At 61.4% G+C, this 22,101-nt stretch carries 18 protein-coding genes; 1 reads left to right on the top strand and 17 read right to left on the bottom strand.

Features of this window, described 5'->3' with window-relative positions:
- Nucleotides 1-10 precede the first annotated feature (10 nt).
- The 14 genes from B3H65_RS10485 to B3H65_RS05495 all read right to left on the bottom strand — a co-directional run bounded on the left by B3H65_RS10485 (nucleotide 11) and on the right by B3H65_RS05495 (nucleotide 14,275).
- Nucleotides 11-295, bottom strand: a complete 285-nt coding sequence (locus B3H65_RS10485) for a DUF192 domain-containing protein (protein ID WP_414630713.1) — start codon at nucleotides 293-295, stop codon at nucleotides 11-13.
- 47 nt (nucleotides 296-342) lie between these two features.
- Nucleotides 343-870: a hypothetical protein gene (locus tag B3H65_RS05555; protein WP_286684455.1), complete on the bottom strand. Its 528-nt coding sequence runs from the start codon at nucleotides 868-870 to the stop codon at nucleotides 343-345.
- Nucleotides 870-2,879, bottom strand: a complete 2,010-nt coding sequence (locus B3H65_RS05550; RefSeq protein WP_286684454.1) for a hypothetical protein — start codon at nucleotides 2,877-2,879, stop codon at nucleotides 870-872. The genes B3H65_RS05555 and B3H65_RS05550 overlap by 1 nt, the downstream gene beginning before the upstream one ends.
- 37 nt (nucleotides 2,880-2,916) lie before the next feature.
- Complete coding sequence (locus B3H65_RS05545; protein ID WP_286684453.1) at nucleotides 2,917-3,477, bottom strand: TadE/TadG family type IV pilus assembly protein; 561 nt, start codon at nucleotides 3,475-3,477, stop codon at nucleotides 2,917-2,919.
- Nucleotides 3,434-3,655: a hypothetical protein gene (locus B3H65_RS05540; RefSeq protein WP_040362326.1), complete on the bottom strand. Its 222-nt coding sequence runs from the start codon at nucleotides 3,653-3,655 to the stop codon at nucleotides 3,434-3,436. Before B3H65_RS05540 ends, B3H65_RS05545 begins: the two co-directional genes overlap by 44 nt.
- Nucleotides 3,656-3,695: 40 nt before the next feature.
- Nucleotides 3,696-4,112, bottom strand: coding sequence for a hypothetical protein (locus tag B3H65_RS05535; protein WP_147327629.1), 417 nt, complete (start codon nucleotides 4,110-4,112; stop codon nucleotides 3,696-3,698).
- Between the two features lie 162 nt (nucleotides 4,113-4,274).
- Complete coding sequence (locus B3H65_RS05530; protein ID WP_286684759.1) at nucleotides 4,275-4,625, bottom strand: hypothetical protein; 351 nt, start codon at nucleotides 4,623-4,625, stop codon at nucleotides 4,275-4,277.
- A 9-nt stretch (nucleotides 4,626-4,634) separates the two neighbouring features.
- A complete protein-coding gene (locus tag B3H65_RS05525) occupies nucleotides 4,635-5,285 on the bottom strand; it encodes a type II secretion system F family protein (protein WP_117679198.1) in 651 nt (216 codons plus the stop codon).
- A complete protein-coding gene (locus tag B3H65_RS05520) occupies nucleotides 5,285-6,241 on the bottom strand; it encodes a type II secretion system F family protein (RefSeq protein WP_286684452.1) in 957 nt (318 codons plus the stop codon). The genes B3H65_RS05525 and B3H65_RS05520 overlap by 1 nt, the downstream gene beginning before the upstream one ends.
- Complete coding sequence (locus tag B3H65_RS05515; RefSeq protein WP_286684451.1) at nucleotides 6,214-7,551, bottom strand: CpaF family protein; 1,338 nt, start codon at nucleotides 7,549-7,551, stop codon at nucleotides 6,214-6,216. Before B3H65_RS05515 ends, B3H65_RS05520 begins: the two co-directional genes overlap by 28 nt.
- On the bottom strand, nucleotides 7,548-8,861 hold the full coding sequence (locus B3H65_RS05510) for a P-loop NTPase (protein ID WP_281695045.1): 1,314 nt from the start codon (nucleotides 8,859-8,861) through the stop codon (nucleotides 7,548-7,550). The genes B3H65_RS05515 and B3H65_RS05510 overlap by 4 nt, the downstream gene beginning before the upstream one ends.
- 122 nt (nucleotides 8,862-8,983) lie before the next feature.
- Complete coding sequence (cpaB, locus tag B3H65_RS05505) at nucleotides 8,984-9,637, bottom strand: Flp pilus assembly protein CpaB (RefSeq protein ID WP_009140951.1); 654 nt, start codon at nucleotides 9,635-9,637, stop codon at nucleotides 8,984-8,986.
- Between the two features lie 293 nt (nucleotides 9,638-9,930).
- A complete protein-coding gene (gene rsgA / locus B3H65_RS05500) occupies nucleotides 9,931-11,142 on the bottom strand; it encodes a ribosome small subunit-dependent GTPase A (RefSeq protein ID WP_286684450.1) in 1,212 nt (403 codons plus the stop codon).
- Between the two features lie 454 nt (nucleotides 11,143-11,596).
- Nucleotides 11,597-14,275 (bottom strand): cation-translocating P-type ATPase, encoded by a 2,679-nt coding sequence (locus tag B3H65_RS05495; RefSeq protein ID WP_286684449.1) that lies wholly within the window; start codon nucleotides 14,273-14,275, stop codon nucleotides 11,597-11,599.
- A gap of 666 nt (nucleotides 14,276-14,941) precedes the next feature.
- On the opposite strand from B3H65_RS05495, the gene pyk reads away from it, so the two are divergent.
- Nucleotides 14,942-16,402 carry a pyruvate kinase gene (gene pyk / locus B3H65_RS05490; protein ID WP_117679184.1) on the top strand — a complete coding sequence of 487 codons (1,461 nt, stop codon included), beginning with the start codon at nucleotides 14,942-14,944 and terminating at the stop codon, nucleotides 16,400-16,402.
- A 115-nt stretch (nucleotides 16,403-16,517) separates the two neighbouring features.
- Here the strand turns inward: pyk and B3H65_RS05485 are convergent, their stop codons facing one another.
- From B3H65_RS05485 to pheS, 3 genes are all read right to left on the bottom strand, one after another.
- Nucleotides 16,518-17,330: a hypothetical protein gene (locus B3H65_RS05485; protein ID WP_286684448.1), complete on the bottom strand. Its 813-nt coding sequence runs from the start codon at nucleotides 17,328-17,330 to the stop codon at nucleotides 16,518-16,520.
- 135 nt (nucleotides 17,331-17,465) lie between these two features.
- Entirely contained in the window at nucleotides 17,466-19,931 is a 2,466-nt protein-coding gene (gene pheT / locus B3H65_RS05480; protein WP_286684447.1) for a phenylalanine--tRNA ligase subunit beta, read from the bottom strand.
- 45 nt (nucleotides 19,932-19,976) lie between these two features.
- Nucleotides 19,977-21,053 (bottom strand): phenylalanine--tRNA ligase subunit alpha, encoded by a 1,077-nt coding sequence (gene pheS / locus B3H65_RS05475; protein WP_270481130.1) that lies wholly within the window; start codon nucleotides 21,051-21,053, stop codon nucleotides 19,977-19,979.
- Nucleotides 21,054-22,101: the final 1,048 nt, after the last annotated feature.

Below are 22,101 nucleotides of genomic sequence, written 5' to 3'. Positions count from 1 at the left end.
CTACCCTGAATTACCGTCCCCTAGAGAACCGCTCGAGCACAAAAGACGCCCCGCGACACCAAACGATTCGGCATGGGGGAACGCCCTCCAAAGACAGCAGCACCCTACCCTCCTTGTCGGCAAACACAATATCCAAGGCGTGCCCCATAAAGAACGTGTGGACAGACGAGCACTTGGAAAACCAAATGACATCGCCTGCACACCGCTCGGGCCGCCTACCAATGAACCCCCGCAGCCTTTTGAAAAACGTGTTCGCTGCAATCACCCTGCAGGCACCCCAACCAGTATGCACCATGGCGATGCGGCAAGGAACCGCAACATGCCCGCCGTCGGCCCGCCCGCTCATACCAGCACCCCCGGTCGCCAAGGGTCCACCGTCACCTCACGCACATGCCCCAAGGTTGCGGGAGCGCCCATAGACACGCCCGCTATGCTCAACCCCGACGGCCAAGGCCTGTACATCATGGTGCAGCTATACGTTCTCAGCGCCCCGGCGAGAGACAAGACGGCGGTGCCGACTCCTTCGCCCTCGGCATCTGCATATGAAACATCGACCTCGACGTCATGACCCTCCATCGCACGCTCCAACTCGGACTGGATAGAACCCATGCCGCCATCGTCCAATCCCGCACCTTCGGCGCCCGACGTCGAAACGCCATGTGCGATCACGATGTCGGGGGCAACCCTATCGAACCGAGCCGTCGCCGCCGCGAACCGCATGAGGTTGAAAACGATGAGCGCAAGCACCAGCAGGACCGGCACCACAACAACCATCTCAACCGTTGCCTGGGCAGCCTCTTCCGACAGGCAAATGCGCACCGGCGTCGGCGCCCCGAGCATGCCTTTGCGCATTGCTCTTCTTTTCATCATCACCACCCCTTGAACAAGTCTCCCAGCCGAATGGTGAGAGGAATACTGCCGCCGCCCGGCAACGGGATGCTTGCGAGCGTAAACTCCGTAGCGTATATGCGCTCCCCTACCGCGTATCCAGCCGCCTGGAGAATCGCCCCCGGATCGGTGGACCCCAGCGGGATTGACCGCAGCGCGCTTTGAAGGTCACCCAACCCGGCGACATCCGACTGGGCTATAACGTTTGAGCTGTCCGTAAGCACGGGCTTCTTACACGAAAGGTCGACCGGTTCGAATCCAAGGCCGCGCACCACCCCGCTGATTCTGCCGGACAACCAGGACGCCAGCGGCCCCGCGCCCAGCGCATCCAATCCCCCCAGCAGCCCATCCATCACATCGCCAAGGCCTTCGCCCAAATCGCCATAGGAGATAAGAAGATCGCCCCAAAGGCCCATGACATCATCGATAAGCCCCACGGCGCCGCAATCGCCCACGCGCTCCTGCACCGTCGAGAAGAAATTCGATAGCACGTTGTTCTCACGAGTCGCCGGATCGGGCGCGAGCACGGCGGCAGAGATGGCTCCCCTCCGCTGCAGCTCTGGCGTAGGCGCAAAGGGGTTGGAAAGAACATTGTCCGCAGAAATCTCCCCACTCGCCACCATCGCGACGCACCCCGCGCGACCGGGCGGCGCTATCCTGGGCCTCTTGCCGGCAAGAACCGATATCGCGTCTTCAAATGCATCGCTTGCGCCTTCCGCCTTGGACTTCGCACGCCTTTCCTGCTCCAACTGCTCGTTGTGGGCGTCGACGTATTCTTGCAACACTCGAATAAACTCGCGCAGGTGGTACTCGTATCCGTTGTCGATCGACGTCGATGCGGCAGGGGCTTTTCCCACGTCCGTCACGCTGAATTTGCATACCTCGCATTCATGCGCAGCAGACGCGTCGATGGATTGCAGCGAAAGCGAGGGGCCTACAGTACCCGTCGCTCCGGGACATGATGAACCGAAGTGCAGGGTAAGACCCTGAGATTCGTAAGACGTGGGCCAGCAAGCATCCGTATACAGCCGGGTTCCCTTCACTTCTTCCGTATTCCTTGGAAGCATCGGCACGCTTGCCGCCATGCGCCCGTCAACCTCCTCGACGCGTGCATCTGCGAATTCCTCGCATGCGTAGGTGTAGAACGCATGGCGCGCCGCCGCGTCGGCACGCGCCTCCACACCGGAACCCACGGGTTTATCATGGTCGCGCCGCCAGCGGTAATACGCGCGCGTGCGATCAAGCGCCACCATCGGCTCCCACGTAAGACTCGATGCGTAATCCGGGTTCTCCGCCGCACTTAAGCCCGAGAGCGAGGCCGCGCGCTCCTGCATGTTCGCGCCCTCTCTTCCGCAATCCACAAGCCATGCCGCCTCTTTCTTCTGGGCAGCCTTCTCGTTCGCACGGGCAAGGTCGGTCGCCGCCTGGTCAAGCTCGTCCGCGCCCACCTCTATTTCTTCTGTTTCTATCTCCGACCCCTCGAGCGCGGGGAACTCGGAGGCCGACTCGCGGGGAACCGCCATAGCGGATCCGCTGAACTCCACCGATTCGGATGATTGAGCGGAGCAGGCCCTCGCTCCGTTAGCGGCGACGAGCCAGGGAAGGGCATCTTCCAGCGTCTTTAGGCCACGAGACGTCGATGATGCGAACTCGTTTCTCATCTTGATGATGCGAACGCCCGCATCGACCATCTGCCCCGCCGCCGTCTGCGCGCCGGGCACCAGGGTCGCGGCTAGACCAACGCCGGTCACCACAAACCCCGTAAGCCCCAAGCTCAAGATGCTCGCGTCCACAACGGTCGCCGCCGTATGGTACGAGGAGACCACGTTTGCGCCCGCCATGGCTGTCGCGTCCGCCGCGGTCTGCGTGTCGCCCGCCCGCGACATGCTCCATATCGCCGACGTAGACGAGAACAAAAGTGCCATAACCAGCAGGATCGACACCGCGGCGGCAAGCGTAGTATAGGCACCGTCCTCTATAAAGGCATCCACACCAAGCCGCCGAGCCCGTACGGGCCCGTGGCGCCGACTAGCCCCATGTAGAAATCCAATCGCCATAGCCGCCCTCCAACCAGCTTGGCCTACCGTCATAAGACACCTCGACGCGCAAACGCACATCGCCCATCGCGTTCGTCTCCCCAAACGCACTCGCAAACGCGCCAAGCACCGGCAGGGGCTTCACCGTCCCCTCTATAGAAACGCCCACGGCGCCCGCGGTGCCCGATGTCCGTTCAAGCTCCACCTGCCAGGAAAGCGGGCCTCCCTCGTGAAAGATCGAGACGTCCGGAACGGCGGCGAGCCTGCGCATAACAAACGCCTGGACCGACTCGTCATCGACGTCCTCGCCCGTAACCAACAAGCGCGCCGCCTGCGATGCCGCGGACTCCATGATTGACGTGGTGTAAAGCAGGCAGATCGGCTGCAAGGCGAGGAGTAAGACGATGAGGAAGCTCGGAAGAAGCACGGCGGCCTCAACCGTCGCCTGGGCACGCTCCTCCCCCGCCGTCGCTTCCCAAAACCCGGGATCCGCCGCCGATCTTCCCCTGCTAAAACAGCGCCGCATCGATTGCGCCAGCGACATCGAGCCCATGAGACGCCGCCTCCTCCACCAACCTGGCAAGCACGCCGCGCTCGGCAGCTCGCCATACCACCGCGACTCCCAGGATCATCCCCAAGAGCGCGACCGTGCACAAAGCCATCTCCAGCGTTGCCTGGGCACTTTCAGATGCACGCGGCTCGTGCAGGCGCCCCAACGAACTACCCCTCATAACGTCTCCCACAACATCGCGCCGCCGCGGCGGCATCCCCTCACCCCGCCTTGATGCGCGCCACGCGAACGGAAGCAGCGCCCTCGTGCGAGCCGGTAACCGAAACAACGTCGACCCACTCTCCTCCCCGCAGAACGGCCGCCCATGCGGTTCCATGCAGATCAAGATAACCGTGCATCTGCAGAGAGGCTCCCGCCCGCTCGTAGGCTCCCAACACCTCACGGCCCGCATGCTCCAGCCCCACGGCGTCCGTCCATCCAACCGTCTCCACCGGCTCGCCCGCACCAGACAAGTCATCTAGAAACGCATCCGGGCTCGACAGGGACGCCTCGGCATTCAAGACTTCGCGAACAACCTCATCGTCCTGAGCAAACTGCCCCGCCAGCTCCCCGATGGCCAATCCCTCCCCCTCACCCTCATCGCCTTCTTCCGCAGCGCCCCCTGCAGATGCTGGCATATTAGCACCCGAGTCATTTGGCAACGCCCCGCCATCACCCCTGGACCCGTTTCTCACAAACGCAAATGACAGGGCGATTGCCAAGACGCACAGCACTACGGGGGCCGCCGAGGCGAGAAGACGTCGAGGCGTACTCGCGTGCAAGCCCACGGGCACCATCCCCTACAAGCTGTTGATGCCAGAGGAAATCGCTTCCCACAACTCGCTCACCTTGTCGCGAAACGCGATGATGGCGACGATGGCGATAACCACGAGCACGCCCACCAAGATGGCGTACTCGGTAGTTCCCTGAGCAAGTTCTTCTCGAAGGCGCGGCGCCCCTCGACCCGCCATACGCAGGCGCAACACCGCCGCCCGGGGTCCACCGTCCCTTAAGCGCGGCGAGGTGCAACCGGCACCGCCCCCTGCCCCTTTGCTCCCGTCGCCCCGCGCCCGGTCACTCGCCTCCGCAGGCGCGACCCTGAGGCGGGCGGCCAATCCCCGCAATCGCTCGGTCATCCAGTTGCGCTCCATTTCTACCTCCTATACCATCCCGCCGGCAGCAAGCAGCGGGCCTATAATCGATAACAGCAACGCGGGCAAAATCAACGTGCCCGTGGGAATGAGGATTTTTACCGGCGCCCGCTCGATATTTCGCTCGACCTCCGCGCGATGCGCGGCACGACACTCGGCGCTTTGAGCCGAAAGCGTGGACGCAAGCGGGGCGCCCAACGTAAGCGCCTGGGTTACCGCCGTGGCAAACGATTCCAAAGCCCTCAACTCCAAATCGGCAGCCGCATCCATAAGCGCCTCCTCCCTTGTCTGCATGCCAATCTGCCAGCTCATGCATGCCTGCTCCATACGACGGGCAAGCTTTGTATCGCGCTCGCGACAATACAGAGAAAGCGATGCGTCGAACGATAATCCCGCAGACAGCCCCAGGCAGATCAAATCGATCATTTCAGATGCCTCGCCCAACGAAACCGCCCCGTCAACACCGGAAGACCCTGTCCAAGCCTCAATACGGTTGCGAACGATATCGATGACGCCCCTCGTTGCCCGCACCGCCTGCGCAACAAGACCTGACACGCTGGACGCTGCGCGGGCCGAAGCGCGCTCGTTCGCTTCGCTCGCAAGCCATATGGCGCTCCCGAAGAACAGGGCGGTGCAGAATACAAGCCATTCGCCATCCATCACAGTTCCACCTTCATGATCTTTCGAATTACCAGCCAGGCAACCGCATTGAGACCTAGTGCCACCAGCACGCAAAACGCTCCCGATACAGTCGCCACGCCCTTTCTAAAATCGCTGGAGAGCAAGGTAAGAAACGCAATCATCGCAACCGGCATACCCGCTACCAGGCGGGCAGACATACGCGCCTGCGATGTCTTCACGTCGAGCGTCCGCTGTAGCTCGATACGGTCCCCCACCAGCCGTGCTGCCTCTTCCAAAAGATCCTTGAGCGGCGCGCCCGTCCTCTGGGACACCTTCAGCGCCAGGGCGACCATATCCAGACCGGGAGCGCGCAGCCTTGTGATAAGGCCGTCAAGCGCCTCGGTAGCAGAAAACCCGCAATCGATAGCAAAGCCAACGCGCATGAACTCAGAACGAACGGGCTCCCTTGAATGAACGCCTACGTACCGCATCGCCTGCGCCAACGAATGCCCGGACCCCAGCGCAATCGATAATGCCCCAAAGGCTTCGGGCATCGCTCGCTCCGTGTCACGCGCCGTCGCCTTCTTCGCGCGACCGCCCGCCACGGCAAGAACCATCACGGGGACGCCAGCACCTATCAACGCCCCAGGGACAGAGAGCGACGCCACCCCGCCCACGACCGTTCCGACGCCCATGAGCAGAACAACCATCGCAGCCGCGCGCCTCTTATCAAGCACCGCCCCTCCGCTTTCGCCAGAAGAACCAAAGAGCAGCCGTTTTGCAGCCCCCATATCGCGAAATGGCTCGGCAAGGCTCGCTAAAACATCGACGGCCCCGGGGGCTCGATCAAAGATGCGGCCCGTAAGCAGGAGAATCTGGTTGACACCGCCGGCGGCAAACCCGCAAGGCCGCGATGCAACGGCACCGCCGGGCAAAAGACCCGCCACGCAAAACGCCACAAGCCCCGCTATGCCGCAGAACACGACCGCCTCCATTCGTCCACCTCCCCCTGATCTAGGGCGCCTTCCAGAAGAGAGCGCTCGATAAACTCCGGCTCTTGAACCAACTCCCATGTCGCCGATGCGGCATCGAAGGCAACGTATTCTTTCAGCTCGACCCCGCCGGACGCCCCTCTCTCCACACCGCAATACGACCCCACAAACCTCTTTCCATCCGGCCTGCGCAACGACATCACCACCCCATCGAGAGCCATGGCTATCTGCTCCTCGATAAGGTCGCTAGGTAGGTCGATTCCAAAACGAGCCAGAAGCGTCATGCGAACTATGGTCTCTTGCGGCGTGCCGGCATGCAGCGTGGTCAGCGATCCATCGTGCCCCGTATTCATAGCCTGCAGCATGTCGATGCACTCGGCGCCGCGCACCTCGCCAACCACAATGCGATCTGGACGCATACGCAGGGCATTTGTCACAAGGTCGCGAATGGTCACGGCGCCCTGCCCCTCAATCGACGCCTCTCGCGCTTCGAGCCTTACCACGTGGGGATGACGCGCAAATTTCAGCTCGGCCGAATCTTCAATCGTCACAATCCGTTCTTTCTTTGGAATCTCGCAGGACAACGCGTTGAGCAGCGTCGTCTTGCCCGAACCCGTTCCCCCCGCCACCGCCAAATCCTGTCGCAATTTAACCGCGCAAGACAGCAAGCCCGCATACCAACTTGGTAGCGATCCCAGCCTTACAAGCTCGTCCAAAGAGCTAATCCGGTCCGAGAACTTTCGAATGGTCACGCAGGTTCCATCGATAGCTGCGGGAGGAATCACCACGTTGACGCGATATCCGCTAGGAAGACGGGCGTTGACCAGCGGGCTCCGCTCATCCACGCGCCTGCCCAAAGGAGAGATGATGCGATCGACCACGATGCGAATCTGCTCTTCGCTATCAAACAGGGGACCGAGGGGGTAAAGCTCGCCGGCACGCTCGAAGAAAACGGAATCCATGCCGTTGACCATGATTTCCGTCACATTATCGTCCTCGAGCAACGGCTGGAGCGGGCCAAGCCCCACCACATCATCCAACACCTCGCCCACTATGAGCTCTCGATCGCACTCGGGCAGATTTCCATGCCCGTCCGCATTCAGCACCGCCTCCACGGCGGGCCGCAATTCTTCTCGAGCGGCGGCCGCATCCAATCCCGCAGCGATTCGCGCCACCTCGGCAAAACCGACGCGCTCCATCAAGGCCCTCTTGGCTTCGGCCTTAATCGCACGGCTTTTCGCCGAGTCCTTTTCCGCGGCATTCACGGAACCAAGACGCCCTTCGGCCTCCTTCACCCTCCCCATCACCGTCATGCCGCATCACCAACCCTCTTTTTCCATGGCAACCGTATGCGGGGGCGCACCCCCGCCGCCGCTTTCATCCCAAGATCATCCGCCTCGATTGGACATCCCAATTCGCGCAGCAACTCTCGCGCAAAAGAGCGGACGCTGGTCGCAAAGGCCCCAGGACCCAGAAGCAAGCTGTCCAGATGGCCGAACGCCGCCATACCGCGCACCTCATCGCCTCCATCCGCAATCCTCGCGCGCGAATGCAGCGCAACGCCCATCTCATAGCGCATGGCCTGCTCCTCCCCCGCCCCCTCTCCGCCAAAGCGGTTGAACACGCCGGTCATCTTGGTGCCGGGAACTCCCACGCGCGACGCCAGGCCCATTGCTTTTATTGACGAAGAGACAGCGCAGGCACCCGGCGCGCCCACAACCAGGCACCGGTCGCATGACGCCACCAGGGAGGCGACGCAATCGCCCCAAAATGTCGATGTATCCACAAAGAGCACGTCTGCCGCCCCGCGGAGCACGCGCACCAATTCATCAACGGGCGCAGCCATAACCTCCGCCATTTCCGGAGCTTCAAGCGGGCCCCACAACGTAAGGCCGGGTGCTATTTTCATGGCGGTCGCCTCGGCGGCGGCCTCGGGCGAGACCGACACCCCCTTATCAAGAAGCAAGCCAAGATCAAGCGGTGCATCGACGCCTAAAAGCTCGTGCTGGTTTCCAAACATCAGATCGGCGTCTATGACTGCCGCCCGCAACCCCATATGGGCGCTGCAATATGCAAGGGACGCTACCAGCGTCGACTTCCCCACGCCTCCCCTACCGGATATGGCCGCCACCAGCGGAGCGCCCGCCTGTTGCCCGGCATCGCCTTGCGAGCGCAGGGCGCGCCGCCCCATCCCTAGAGAGGAGACGGTCGAGGAGGCACCTCGCGACGCCTCCCTCGGTTCCGGCCCTGCGGCCTTTTCGGTGGGCAGCCGTCCTGCAGGCATCTCCATCGCGGGCGCCGCTGCTGACGCCAGGGCAGCAGTCGGCTCTTCGTTATTGCAAGCGGGCCGCGCAACGGCCGCGGCATCATTTGGCCCTCTCACCGCACATGCCTCATTCGATTCAATCGACGACGCCGCCAGCGGGCCCGCCGCAATAACCTCGGTAGCCCCGGCGTAGAACAGCCGGGCGAACCATGCCGGATCCCGTGAATCGGCGAGGACGAGAATTTGCCCTGCTCGTCCGCCGCGCGATATCGACTCAACGGCAGCAAGAGCATCCTCGTCCCCCGCTTCCGCCACAAGGGCAGCGTTCACGTCTTGATTGGGAAACCCGTCGATCATGTGCGAGAGATCTCCCATTCCACCAAATCTCAGCACGTTGGCCTGAGCATCCCTCGCCCGCACCTCGGTAAAAAGCCGCGCATAAGCTTCGCGCGAACAACATGTCAACCACACGGAGCCCATCATGCGGCGCCCCCTTGCTCGTCCTGCTCAAGATCGCCCGGAACCACAAGCGTCACCGCACCCTGCGTTGTAGCAGCCAGCAACTCCTTTACCGATGCGGGGTCCACCGCCAGGGTCACCCATGAGATATCCCCGCCGCCGTTGGCAAGCGAGCTCGTATCCAGCACGCGGGCGCGCACCAAGCGGTCGGCAATCGAGTCCCGTGATACATAGACATCGACCACCGCGTTTCGCACCAAAGCCCCTCCGACTGCGTGCTCGGGATCGCTTGAAACGGACACGGCGACCTTGCCCGAAGGAACCTCGACGGCGTTCTCGTCCTTCTTGAAATAAGCGGCGCTCAAGGGGGCGCGATTCGGAATGCGCGAGGTCGCGGTTTTCCCCAGCACGTCGTCCATCGACGTCACCGCGCTCGAGGGAAGCAGGCTCGCAAGCCATTCCTCCATTGCGATGCAGCTCTCGTCCACCACGTCTCCGGGTTCGATATCACGCGTTGCCACGCATACCGAAACAACCTCTCCGCCGTAGCGGGCAAGGGCATCTTGCTGCGCTTTCTGGGCCTCCGCCTGAACAGACGATGCATAAAGCAACGCAGCTATAGCCGCCGCGACGCCCGAAATCACGCTTAAAGCTATTCTCGTCCTGCGTTTCACACCATACTCCCCTCGTTCACCAGCGCCCGATCAAGGCGACCTCAGCCACCAACTGTCGGTGCGTGGATTCCATTGTGGAAGGGATGCCGCATGCTACAGAGAGCCATTTAAGAAAGTGAAACGCGGTCTTACAAATGTATGCCCCCAATCTTCCACCGCCTGAAAGATTGGGGGCATATCGAGCGAACAAATTGTACTAACGCAGCGCGCGCCACCATGCAAGAAGGCGTCTAATTGCACCCGTTTTCACGCAACGGTGCCGCAAAGCATCATTATTCGCCAGCAAGGCGTCTCTACAAATGAATATCCGGATCCAGGGACTGGGCACTTACGCGCATCTCACCAGCCAAAGCCAAAAACGCGTCAACGCGAGCGCGGTTAATCTCCTCGGCCGCGACCGCTTCGAGAACCGCGCAGCCAGGCTCATGGGTGTGCGTGCAGTCATTGAAGCGGCAAGCGCGGGCGGCTTCGACTACCTCGGGAAACGTTCGAGCAAGACCGCGCTCATGGCCAACCAGGGGCAGGCTGCGCAAGCCCGGGGCATCTGCTATAACGCCGCACGGATCCGGAAGCGCCACCATAACGCGGGCAACGGTTGTATGGCGCCCCATATCATCGCGCTCGCGCACGCCGCTTGTCGCCAGGGCATCGTGTCCCAACAGCGCGTTGAGCATGGTCGATTTCCCCGCTCCCGATTCGCCCAAGATCATGCCGCAGGTCCCCTTGGGAATACAGGCGCGGACCTCATCCAAACCTCGCCCGTCAGCAGAAGAGGTCACAAGAACGCGAACCCCCTCGCCCACCAAATTCTCTATATGGCGTACCGCACTTGAGAGCTCGTCTTCATCGCAGCGGTCCGCCTTGGTGAGAACCACAACGGGAGTCGCGCCGCAATCGTTGACCAGAACGAGCGATCTTGAAATGCGGTCGCACATAAGCTTGACGCTGTCGCGCGCCGCGCCCAAGGGCTGGACGATGAAGATGATGTCGACGTTGGCGGCAAGCACCTGACGCTCGCCGCGGTTCTTGCCGCGCCAGCGCTCAAACGTGGTACGGCGGGGCAAGACGCGCTCGATTACCCCCATGTCGTGACCGGGATCGCACCTCACGGCCACCACGTCTCCCACGGCGGGCAGCATGTCCGCCCCCTTCGCAAACGCAACGGCGTGCTCGGCGCGCAACGTCAGTCCTTCCGTCGCCACCAAAGGAAAGCCGCGATCAAGCCTAACCACAACGCCCATGCGCATGGCGCCCGCCATGGCATCCTCGCCCGCCGCGAGAAGCTCGTCCACAAACGTTTGGAAGGCAGCCGCCTGGGACTGGTCCACGCGCATATCGCCAAAGGAAGGAACATCTTGCAGCGCATCGATTTTAGGCAGGACCTCTATCAGCGATTCGTCCATCGATGAATCGGAGCCGGCAGACCGCAGCGCCTGCACCTCCGCTCGGCGGGCGCGCGAACGGCCCTTTGCCGCCTTAGTCTTCTTTGCCTTTTGCTTTGCCACAGAAGCTCCTATCGCACGCGGCATCCATACGTCAAATAAGCCGCTCATACTAGCTGATTCTACGTCTGTGAGTATAGCCAACGCGCTCGGGGCGCACCAATGTCCATTCATAAAAAACGGTCGTCCCGCGTTCCGAGCACGGGGCGACCTGCACATGTGGAGCCGCTGGAGGTAGAGTTAGTTTCCTTGGCTCTAAGGCTATTGTTCTCTAAAGTTGCGTGTTTGCATCACTTATTCGCACATGTCATACGAAACACATTGAATCGCACAAAAGCTCACAGCAACGGCTCAGCTGCGCGCACGCACAACCAAGGACCGCATCAGAATCAAACGCCGCTCAAGGTCCAGAAGATAAATCCGCCACAACCCAATAAGGAGCGCTCATAAAAAGGGGGCACGGCTTTGAAGCCGCACCCCCTAATGGGTCGCTATGTGCAAGCGAACAAAAACGGTTTTACGCGTCCTTCTCGACCTTGCGCATGATTGCCTTGTAGACCTCCATAATCGGGATGATCAGGAATGCCAAGCCAAGAGCGGTCAGCAGCGCGTGGACGGGCAGCGGCATGAAGCCGAAGACCTCGGCCAGGAAGTCGACCTCGACGGGAACGACGGTCAGCGCCAGCGCGAGGGCGGCGGCGCCCCACAGCCACTTGTTCTGCTTCTTCATGGAGAAGATGGAGGCGCGGCGGCTGCGCATGTTGAAGGAGTGGAAGATCTCGACCATGGACAGGGTGATGAATGCCATGGTGACGCCCTCGGCGTCGGCATTGCCGGCGATCATGTCGGCGATGTCGATGTAGCCCATGTCGAAGTAGACGCCCGCGAAGAAGGAGGCGAGCACCAGCAGGGTGATGATGACGCCCTGGAAGGCGATATCGAGACCCATGCCGCCAGCGAAGACGCCGTCGGAGGCGTTACGCGGCTTGCGCTTCATAACGTCGCCCTCGGCCTCCTCCATGCCAAGCGCGAGCGCGGGCAGGGAGTCGGTAATGAGGTTGATCCACAGCAGCTGAACCGGCTGGAAGATGGTGAAGCCGATCAGGGTCGCGACAAAGACGGAGAGAACCTCGGCGATGTTGGCGGACAGCAGGAACTGGATAACCTTGCGGATGTTGTCGTAGATACGACGGCCTTCCTCCACCGCGTTGATGATGGTGGCGAAGTTGTCGTCGGCGAGAACCATGTCCGCGACGTTCTTGGTGACGTCGGTACCGGTGATGCCCATGCCGACGCCGATGTCGGCGCGCTTGATAGACGGAGCGTCGTTAACGCCGTCGCCGGTCATGGCGACGATGTTGCCGCGGCTCTTCCAGGCATCGACGATACGAGCCTTGTGCTCGGGCTGGACGCGGGCGTAGACGGAGATGTCGGTGACCTTCTCCTTGAAGTCCTCGTCAGAAATCTTGTCGAGCTGAGCGCCGGTAATGGCCTGGGAGGCGTCCGTAACGATACCCAGGTCCTTGGCGATGGCGACGGCGGTGTCGATGTGGTCGCCGGTGATCATGACGGCGCGAATACCGGCCTCCTTGGCCTCCGCGATAGCAGCGGTGACCTCGGGGCGGACCGGGTCGATCATGCCGGACAGGCCGCAGAACACCAAATCGTGCTCAAGGGCCGCGGGGCTGAAGTCAGAAGGCTTCTCGGTATAGGTGCGGCTGGACAGGGCCAGAACGCGCAGGGCCTGATCGGCCATGGCCTTGTTTGCCGTGAGGATCTCCTCGCGGCGGGCGTCGGTCATGGGGACGATCTCGCCGTTCTCGTACACATGGGTGCAGCGGGACAGAACAACGTCCGGGCCGCCCTTGGTGTACTGCTCAAAGGTGCCGTCGGCCTCCTCGACCACAACGGACATCATCTTGCGGCCGGAATCGAACGGAGCCTCGCCCACACGCGGGTGCTCGACGTCGAGGCCCTTCATGCCAGCCTTGGCGGCATCGTTGACCAGAGCGCACTCGGTGGGCTCGCCAACGGCCTCGCCCTTCTCCTCGTCCCACTTAGCATCGGAGCACAGGGCCATGCCAGCAAGGAACTTCTCCTCGGAGCAGGCGAGCTCGTGTTTGACGACGGTCATCTTGTTCTGGGTAAGGGTACCGGTCTTATCGGAGCAGATGATCTGGGTGCAACCAAGGGTCTCGACAGCGGTCATCTTGCGAATGATCGCCTGGCGCTTGGACATCTTGGTGACGCCCATGGACAGCACGATGGTGACGACAGCAACCAGGCCCTCGGGAATAGCGGCAACGGCCAGGGACACGGCGACCATGAAGGTGTCGAGCAGCATGGCGGGGTTGGAACCGAGATCGCCGAAGTGGCGGAAGATGTCGACGGCGAAGATGATCACGCAGATAGCGAGAACGAGCTTGGTAAGGATGCCGGAAAGCTCGTTGAGCTTCATCTGAAGCGGGGTGAGCTCCTTCTTAGCCTGGGTGAGGGCGGTGGCGATCTTACCCATCTCGGTCTTCATGCCGGTGCCAACAACAACGGCGCGGCCGCGACCGTACACCACGGTGGAACCCATGTAGCACATGTTCTTGCGGTCGCCCAGCGGCACATCATCGGTATCGGCGGCAAGGGCGATCTGATCGGCGTGCTTCTCTACCGGGACGGACTCGCCGGTAAGGGCGGCCTCCTCGATCTTCATGGAAGCGCTCTCGAGAACGCGGCAGTCTGCCGGCACGGAGTCGCCCGCCTCGAGCAGGACGATATCGCCGGGAACCAGCTCGGAGCTGGGCATGTGGACGAGCTTGCCGTCGCGCATAACCTTGGACTGGGCGGCGCTCATCTCCTGCAGGGCCTCAAGGGCCTGCTCGGACTTGGCCTCCTGGACCACGCCCAGAACCGAGTTCAAGATAACGACGGACAGAATGATCACAGCGTCCGCCCACTCGGGCTCGCCCTGGATGAAGCCGGTGATCACCGAGATGGCAGCAGCAACGAGCAGCATGATGACCATGGGGTCTGCCATCTGCTCGAAGAAGCGCTTCCACATGGGTGTCTTCTCTTCTTCGTCCAGCTTGTTAGGACCAACGCTCGCAAGGCGCGAGGCGGCCTCAGCCGCGGACAGGCCTGTCTCGGCGTTAGAGGACTGTGCAGCGAGCACATCCTCGGCCGAAGCCAGGTACTCCTTCTCCATAAAATCCCTCCTGGAACTTTCTCTTGGGATGCGGTGCGTCCGCACCCCACTCCAACAGTCTGACACCCGATTATAATTCCCCCAGGAGGGGCAAGGGCTTGTCATAGGTCGATATGGTACCCAACCCTTACCGTCCTAGTATAGAAACCAACAGAGGTTCCAGATTTGGTGCCAGCTCGCCACAACTGATGATAATTTATTCTTATTACGCGGCGCAAGGCCATTCCGCGCGCTCGTCTTGAGACAGGCTCTCCCTCTCAGCTGCCACACGGAACCCCCTTGCCCTTTTCGACGCAGCAGCGAGGCTTCGTCCCGATACTGATCGCCCACAACCTAAAAGGTATTCTTGATGGAATCAGACCAGAGGCGGCGGGCATTTTGGGCGTATCGCGCACCACGCTCTGCAAACTTCTCGAACAGTCCCAAACATAAGACGCGCGAAAGCAAACATAATTGTGGAACTACGTAGAAATTTACCGCCACCGAGAAATCTTTTGTCCAAACACGCGCATTATTAAATCGATTACGCCCAACGGGTTTAACCACCCGTTCGCGTAGTAGAGGGTTGACATTGATGCGGTAAAAGTAATATCCGAGCCGCCTTCATTCCCCTATAATGCTTATCGGTTGTATTAGCGCTAAAAGCCACGTCAGATGGAGGTCTGAATGTTCAAGCGCACCAAGATTGTATGCACGATGGGTCCCGCCTGCGATAACGATGATATCCTGCGCGAGATGATCAAGGCGGGCATGAACGTCGCCCGCTTCAACTTCTCCCATGGCTCCTATGAGGAGCACCACGGCCGCATCGAGCGCGTCCGTCGCATCGCCGCCGAGCTTGGCCAGCCCATTGGCATCCTGCTCGACACCAAGGGTCCCGAGGTCCGCACCGGCCTGCTCGAGGGCCACAAGAAGGTCTCCGTCACCGCCGGCGATTCCATCATCGTCACCGCTGAGCCCACTACCGAGGAGAACCTTGGCAACTCCAGCCACATCTCCCTTGACTACCTCAACCTCCCCAACGAGGTTAAGCCCGGCTCCCACATCCTGATCGACGACGGCCTGATCGACCTCAAGGTCGACCACGTCGAGGGCGCCGACATGCACTGCATCGTCATGAACAACGGCGAGATTGGCGAGCGCAAGGGCGTCAACATCCCCAACGTCGACCTGAGCCTGCCCGCCATCACCGAGCGCGACCGTCAGGACATCCTGTTTGGCATCTCCGAGAACGTCAACTACGTCGCCGCCTCCTTCATCCGCAGCGGCAAGGCCGTCCGCGAGATCCGCGAGCTGCTCGACAGCAACGGCGGCGAGCACATCTCCATCTTCCCCAAGATCGAGAGCTCCCTGGGCGTCGACAACTTCGACGAGATCCTCGAGGAGTCCGACGGCATCATGGTTGCTCGTGGCGACCTAGGCATCGAGATCGCCCCGCAGCTGGTCCCCTTCATCCAGAAGGAGATCATCGCCAAGTGCAACGCCGCTTACAAGCCGGTCATCACCGCTACCCAGATGCTCGACTCCATGCAGCGTAACCCCCGCCCCACCCGCGCAGAGGTTGCCGACGTCGCCAACGCCATCTATGACGGCACCGACGCCGTCATGCTCTCCGGCGAGTCCGCCGCCGGCCAGTACCCGGTTGAGGCCGTTAAGATGCAGGCCAGCATCGCCATGGAGACCGAGCGCCACCTGCCCGCCCACCGCGAGCTCAAGGTTCCCGAGGGCGCCAAGGGTACCCGCGTGATCAACAACGTTGTGGGCCTCTCCGCTGTGAACATGGCCACCACCGTCAAGGCCAAGTGCATCACCGTCCCCACCACCACCGGCCGCTCCGCTCGCCTGGTGTCCCACTTCCGTCCCAACATGCCCATCGTCGCCTTCACCCGCAATGACTGGGCTGTTGCCAAGATGCTCATGTACTGGGGCGTTGTTCCCTTCCATGTTGAGACCGAGGGCGAGGATGTCAGCCTGACCGCTGCTCACGCCATCGACGCCGCACGTGATCGCGGATTCCTCAAGAAGGGCGACATCACCGTTGTTACCGCCGGCGACCCCGCTACCTCCGTCACCCTGGAGGACAAGATCACCTCGACCAACGTCTGCTGCGTGGCCCAGGTCCGCTAAGGTTTAACACCAACCGTGCAAATAAAGCCCCCCCGCTGGATTGAGAAGGTCCAGCGGGGGGCTTCTTTTTTAACGCTGTTTGATAGGAGCCTTATACAAAACCTCACGAGCTTGTTTAAGCGCGTTCCTCAAACAGACTTATGGTCTGCTCGACCACCTCTGCAAACGTCTGTGCAAAGAACTCGTCCGAAAGAAGCTGGTAAGGCGGGTGTTGATCGGTCCCCTCGTTCACTCGTGCCGTCTCATGAGCTACGCCGGCCGTGGCGATAACCAGGTCCCTTTCAATGGGGTATTGGGCAAATCGCGCCGCCGCCTCGATAAGACGCGCAGATGCAACGGGAATGAGGTGCAGAGGACGAGAACGGCCAAACCAATCGAAATCACTCTGCTTTTTGATGCGGAAGGAGTCGCTGGGGCGCCCGCCATGCGCTTCAAGATACTCGTTCACGCGGGTGTTCCAAATGTTGTCCGCCAACAAATGGGCCCACGTGCCAAGCGTCAAATCTACGCACGATGCCTCCACGTCAGCCACTGCGGTGGAATTCGCCGCAGCCACCTGCCGGGGATCCTCCTTTATCGCAGGCTCGTTCTCATAACGAGCCGGGTAGTGAATACGGTTGATGCGATCTCGCTCCGCCTCGATACTGAGGGCGACAACGCGCGAACCATCCAAGCCGTGCAGGACGGGCGCAACGTAGGTACGCCAAAACTCGTCCTCACGCGGCTTAGGGATAGGCTCCGGCTTGGCAAAATGGGTAATGCGATAAGGAATGGGAGCGGCTATCCCCGGCACCATGTAGCCAACACGAATATCCGGCACAAGATTGCCAAACAAAAAGGCATTTTGGTCGCGAACCGCGCGCGTGAGCGAGCAATCGCGCGCCAGCACCTCTTGAGTCTGGGCAATATGGATGTTCCAACTTGGCATGAACGCACCCCTTAGATTCGCATTCATATCAGCGCGGCGCCCGGCACGGGCATCCTCTTACAAAAGGCTCCGGCACGCCGCTACGCGCACCGGAGCATTATACGACCACCGCATCAACGGCATGTATGTGGACGATTAGCTGCGGACCTCGCCGCCAACGGCCTTGCACACCTTGGTGACCAGCTTCTGATGGGTCTTCTCGACCTCTTCGGACGTCAACGTGTGGTCGTCGGAGCGATAGGTCAGCGCGAACGCCATGGACTTCTTGCCCTCGCCCACGCGCTCCTTGTCGCGATAGACGTCGAACAAGCGCACGCCAACCAGCAGCTTGCCGCCGGCACTGCGCAGACGGCGTTCAAGGTCCTCGCAGGTAACGCTGTCGTCCACAACGATGGCCAGGTCATGCTCAACGCTGGGGAACTGCGAGAACTCGTGGTAGGCCTCCTGAGAGCCGGCAACGCTCAGCAGCGCGTCCAGATTGAGCTCGAAGGCGACCACGGGAATATCGATACCGTAGACGTCGCGCGCATCCGGATGGATCTCTCCAACCCAGCCGAGCACTACGCCGCCGGACAGGACCTCGGCGCAGCGGCCGGGCTGCAGGAAGGCATAGCCCTCGCCCTCGGCGGGACGGAAACGTACCTTGGGCACGCGCATCTGGTCAAGCAGCTCCTCGACCACGCCCTTGCCGTCGAAGAAGCGAAGCGGCATGGGCTTTTTGATCCAGGAGATCTCGCCCATAGCACCAGACATGACGCCGGCGACGTTCTCGCGCTCCTTGGGGGCGCTGGCGTTTTCGCGACCAATGAAGACGGTGCCGGTCTCGTAGAGCTGCACGTTGGCGGTGCTGTGGGAGATGTTGTACTCAACAGCCTGCAGAAGCGCCGGAATAAGCGAGCGGCGCATCTCGGTCTGTTCGGCCACCAGCGGGTTCATAAGGACCACGGGGCAGCCAAGCCCCTCCTCGCCCATGCCAATGCGCTCAAGGTCGCCCGGAGCAGCGAATGAGAAGTTCATGGTCTCGTTGAGGCCGCAGGAACGCAGCACGCGGCCGACCTTGCGAATCTGCTGCTGGCGATGGGTGAGGCCGCCGATGTGGTTCTTGGCGGCAGGGATGGTCGCTTCGACGCGGCCCATGCCCCACAGACGCAAGACCTCCTCGATAAGGTCGATTTCACGCGGCAGGTCGGGGCGGAAGGAGGGCGGCGTCACGGTGAAAACGGTCTCGCGGCCCTCTCCTGCGGTCTCGACGCTGCAGCCAAGACGGATCAGGGAGCGCTGAATGAAGTCGATCTCGATGGGGGCGCCGCACAAGTCGCGCACGCGGGCGTAGCGCAACTCGATGGACTCGATGGTCTTGGGCGCGGGGTAGACGTCCACGTAACCCGGAGCGACCTCGCCGCCGGCAAGCTCCTCGATAAGGGCGCAGGTGACGTTGGCGACGTCCACGCAGCCGGTCTCGTCCACCTGACGCTCGAAGCGAATGGAGGCGTCGGAGATAAGCGAGAGGTCGCGGCTGGTGTGCGAGGTACGGCCGGCGTTGAAGCAGGCGCTCTCAACCAGCACGTCGACGGTATCGTCCTCGATCTCGGAATCCATGCCGCCCATGACGCCGGCAAGAGCGACGGGGCGCTCGCCGTCAGTGATCAGCGCCATGCCCTCGGCCAGGGTGCGCTCCACATCGTCCAGGGTGCGGAAGGTTTCGCCCTCGTGCGCGGCGCGAACCACTACGGAACGCTTGCCGTCGCGCTCGGCGAAGGTGGACAGGTCGAATGCGTGTAGCGGCTGGCCGGTAAGCATCATCACATAGTTGGTGATGTCGACGATGTTGTTGTGGGGACGGATGCCGCAGGCGTTCAGGCGCTCCACCAGCCACTCGGGCGAAGGGCCAACCTTCACGTTGCGGACGATGCGGGCCACGTAGCGGCTGCAGAGGTTCTCGTCCGCAAGTTCAACCGTGACCTCATCGGCGGTAGCGCGGCCGACCTCGGCCTTGATAGCGGGCAGCTCAACATGGAAGTCGCGGTCGTAGATGGCGCCGACCTCGCGGGCGATGCCGATCATAGAAAGGCAGTCGGCGCGGTTGGGCGTGATCTCGCAGTCGAGCACGGTATCAGACGTGCCGTGGTACTGGGAGAACGGCATACCAACGGGAGCGTCCTGGGGCAGGATCATAATGCCCGTGTGATCGCTGGAAAGCCCCAGCTCGCGAGCGGAGCAGTTCATGCCCATGGAGACCACGCCGCGCAGCTTGCTCTTCTTGATCTTGATGTCGCCCGGCAGCTCGGCGCCGATCATGGCGGTCACAATGTGGTCACCTTCGTTGAAGTTCTGAGCGCCGCAGACAATCTGCAGGGGCTCGGGATTGCCGTCGGCATCCACGTTACAGGCGCCCACGTCAACCTTGGTGACCCACATATGGTCGGAGTCCGGGTGCGGCTCCTTGGAAAGCACCTTGGCAGTCACAATGTGGTCAAAGGACTCGCCCACGGTCTCGATAGCCTCGACCTCGGTACCGGTGCGAATGAATTCGGTCGCGAGCTCGGAAGGATCCTCCGGAACCTCGACCATGCTGGAAAGCCAGTCGTATGAAACCTTCATCTATGTACTCCTTTGGAATGAAATCAGCGTTTGGATTGGGCGTGTTTAGAACTGCTCGAGGAAGCGCATGTCGCCCGTAACCAGGGCGCGCAGGTCGGGCAGGTCGTAGCGAAGCGCGGCGATGCGCTCCACGCCGGCGCCAAAGGCGAAACCGGAGTACACGTCGGGGTCGATGCCGCAGTTGATAAGGACGTTGGGGTCGACCATGCCGCAGCCCAGGATCTCGATCCAGCCGGAGTGCTTGCAGAAGGGGCAGCCCTTGCCGCCGCACACGCCGCAGGAGACGTCGACCTCGCAAGAGGGCTCGGTGAACGGGAAGAAGTGCGGACGATAGCGCGTGGCGCGGTCCTCGCCAAACATGCACTTAACAAAGTAGTCGAGCGTGCCCTTGAGGTCGCCAAAGGTAATTCCCTTGTCAACGACCAGGCCCTCTACCTGATGGAACTGCGGCAGATGGCAGGCGTCCGCCGTATCGGGACGGTACACGCGGCCGGGGGCGATCATGTAGATAGGAGGCTTCTGGGACTCCATGGTATGGATCTGAACACCAGAGGTCTGGGTGCGCAGCAGCACGTCGGACTCGCCATGGGCATGCTGCTCGGGATGGGCGGCGGTGCCGGGAGCGTTGTCCTTCACGTAGAAGGTGTCGCGGGCGGAACGGCTGGGGTGGTCCAGCGGGGCGTTCAGCGCGGTGAAGTTATACCAGCTGCTCTCGACCTGCGGGCCGGTCTCCACGGTGTAGCCGATACCGCAGAAGACATCCTCGATCTCCTCGATGATCTGGTTGATGAGGTGCTGGTGGCCAATCTTAGGACGAGCGCCCGGCAGGGTGATGTCCACGGCCTCGGTTGCCATGAGCTCGCTAATGGCGGCGCGCTTGAGCTGCTGGGTACGGTTGTCCAGCAGCGTCTCGGCCATGCGGCGCATCTCGTTGGCTCGCTTGCCCAAAACGGGGCGCTCCTCGGGAGAGATCTTGCCCATCATGCGCATCAGGCCGGTGATCTCGCCCTTGCGGCCAAGAAGCGCCACGCGCGCGGCCTCGAGCTTGTCGCTCGTCTCCGCACCCTCGATCAGCTCCTTCGCTCGCTGTTCGAGCTCTTCAAGTTCATCGATCAAACTCATCTGTTCCCTCTCTTTCCAAGCGGCGCCGCATCACGGCACCAACCTGTTCCATAGAAAAATCCGCCCTTGGAATCATGTGATCGCTCACACTCCCAAGGACGGATCGGATTTCCGCGGTACCACCTTGATTGGCCGCCGGCTGTCCTCCCGGCGAACCCTCTTTTGCCCGATGTCGCTCAGGCGGGCGGCTTCCCTACTCAGTACGAACACGCGGAAACGAGCGCAAATATCGTCTTACACGCCCGTATCGCGGAACCACCGTTCAAGTCGCAGCTCGGGAGTGAACTCAGGCTTCTATCGTTGCAGGCGGGCTTGCAGCCGGCGACCCTCCCTCTCTTGGCAACGATGCGGCGAGGCCCAACCTCTCCGTCAACGCAATCGGCAGAAGGATAACACAACGCAATCAGACTAAAAGAGTGCATCACCCTTTAAGCCGACAGAACTTGCAGAACTTGCAAACAAGTCGGACAAGCCTCGTCCCTCTCCGTCTATAACTCAACCCCATACCTCGCGAGTAGGCTCCTGCGATTTTGAACAAGCCACTCGCGCATAAACGGAATCGAAAACGTCACATACCCACGCGCCGTGGGCTCGACAATCTGGCACGACACCAGAAGCTATTCGCCATTATCGCTTTTATCGTTATTATCGTTTTTGTAGTGGAAATAGTATTTATCGCAAGATAAGACAGCCAGACCGCCTTTTGCCCATACGAAGCGACCTTGTTATTTCTTGATGCGACGCCCCTACCAAGAAGGGCTTCATCGCCAAACGCAACGATGCGCGTTACGAAGCACCCACACACCGTGACCAAGTCATCGACAATTGCGCGGCATATCGAACATATTTTCTACAATGCGCAAAGACCGTGAACGCCAATCTAATTGCCGCAGTGAAAACCGCCCCATCTCGCGAACAGGACGGCCCGTGACCTACCTCGCATCCTTTCTCGAGGGCATCATCAACTTCATCTCCCCCCGCCTACTGCCCATGCTGCCCATCTACCTGGCCTACTTCGCCGGCAGCGAGCGGCTCGATAGCGGCGCCG

The organism is Collinsella sp. UBA1693 (assembly GCF_002320115.1).
GTDB lineage: Bacteria > Actinomycetota > Coriobacteriia > Coriobacteriales > Coriobacteriaceae > Collinsella > Collinsella tanakaei.
The sequence above is the reverse complement of the archived record's forward strand: the minus strand, read 5'-3'. Positions and strand labels throughout refer to the sequence as shown.